1 protein-coding gene is annotated in these 1108 nt (G+C 74.0%); it reads left to right on the top strand.

The annotated features are described in order from the left end of the window. Positions 1-961 (top strand): FAD:protein FMN transferase (locus AC27IQ_RS25270; protein WP_487091263.1); only part of this gene is annotated, 961 nt, incomplete at its 5' end. Positions 962-1108: the final 147 nt, after the last annotated feature.

The following is a 1108-nucleotide window of genomic DNA, read 5'->3' as shown; positions in this document are numbered from 1 at the left end:
GTGCCGATCCGGCCGCGCTGCACACGCTGTCGGGCGAGTCCATGGGCAGACCTGGCGCGTGCGCCTGGGCAACCCGCGCTTCGCGCCGCTCGAGCCGGTGCGTGCCGCCATCGACGCCGCGCTGGGCCGGGTCGTGCAGCAGATGAGCCATTGGAAGCCGGACTCCGACCTCTCGCGCTTCAACCGCGCCGCCGCCGGTACCTGGCACACGCTGCCGGACGAGTTCTTCACCGTGCTGCAATGCGCCTTCGACTGGTCGCAGCGCAGCGGCGGCGCCTGGGATCCCACCGTGGGCCCGCTCGTGGACCTGTGGGGCTTCGGCCCGGGGGCCGATCCGCAGGCCGGGCCCGTGGCGCGCATCCCATCGCCCCAGGCCCTGAGCGATGCAAGGGCCCGCGTGGGCCATGGCCGTATCGCGTTGCAGCCTGCGCGCCGCCAGGCCCGGCAGCCGGGTGGCGCGCAGCTCGATCTGAGCGGCATCGCCAAGGGCTATGCGGTGGACTGCGTGGCGCAGCATCTGCAGGCGCAGGGCTGGACCGATTTTCTGGTGGAGGTGGGCGGCGAGCTGCGTGCCAGCGGCCGCCGGCCGGATGGGCAGCCCTGGCGCGTGGCCGTGGCCGATCCCGCGGGCCATGCACCGCGCGCGCTGGTGCTCCAGGGCATGGCGGTGGCCACCTCGGGCGACCTCTGGCATGCGTTCGACCATGCGGGCCGCCGCTATTCCCACACCATCGATCCGCGCACCGGGGAGCCCGTGCACCACGCGCTGGCGAGCGTGACGGTGCTGCATGCCGAGTGCATGCAAGCCGACGCGCTGGCCACCGTCATCACCGTGCTGGGCCCGCAGGACGGCCTGGACTTCGCGCGGCGGCAGGGCTTGGCCGCACTGGTGTGCGAGCGCACGCCGCGGGGCCTGGCCTGGGCCGCGACGCCGGCCTTCGAGGCGCTGGCGGGGGCCTGACGCCATCGATTGCTGCATCCCATGGTTCTTTCGATTCCCGTGCCGCGCCTTGCCGCGGCATTCATCCTGGTCCTGCTCTACGGGCTGATGTGCGCCGCCATCGCACGGCGCGAGCGCCGCCGCGCACGCCGTGCGCGGGCCGAGGCG

This window comes from Acidovorax sp. KPB24-07, from assembly GCF_057543315.1.
The sequence above is the reverse complement of the archived record's forward strand: the minus strand, read 5'-3'. Positions and strand labels throughout refer to the sequence as shown.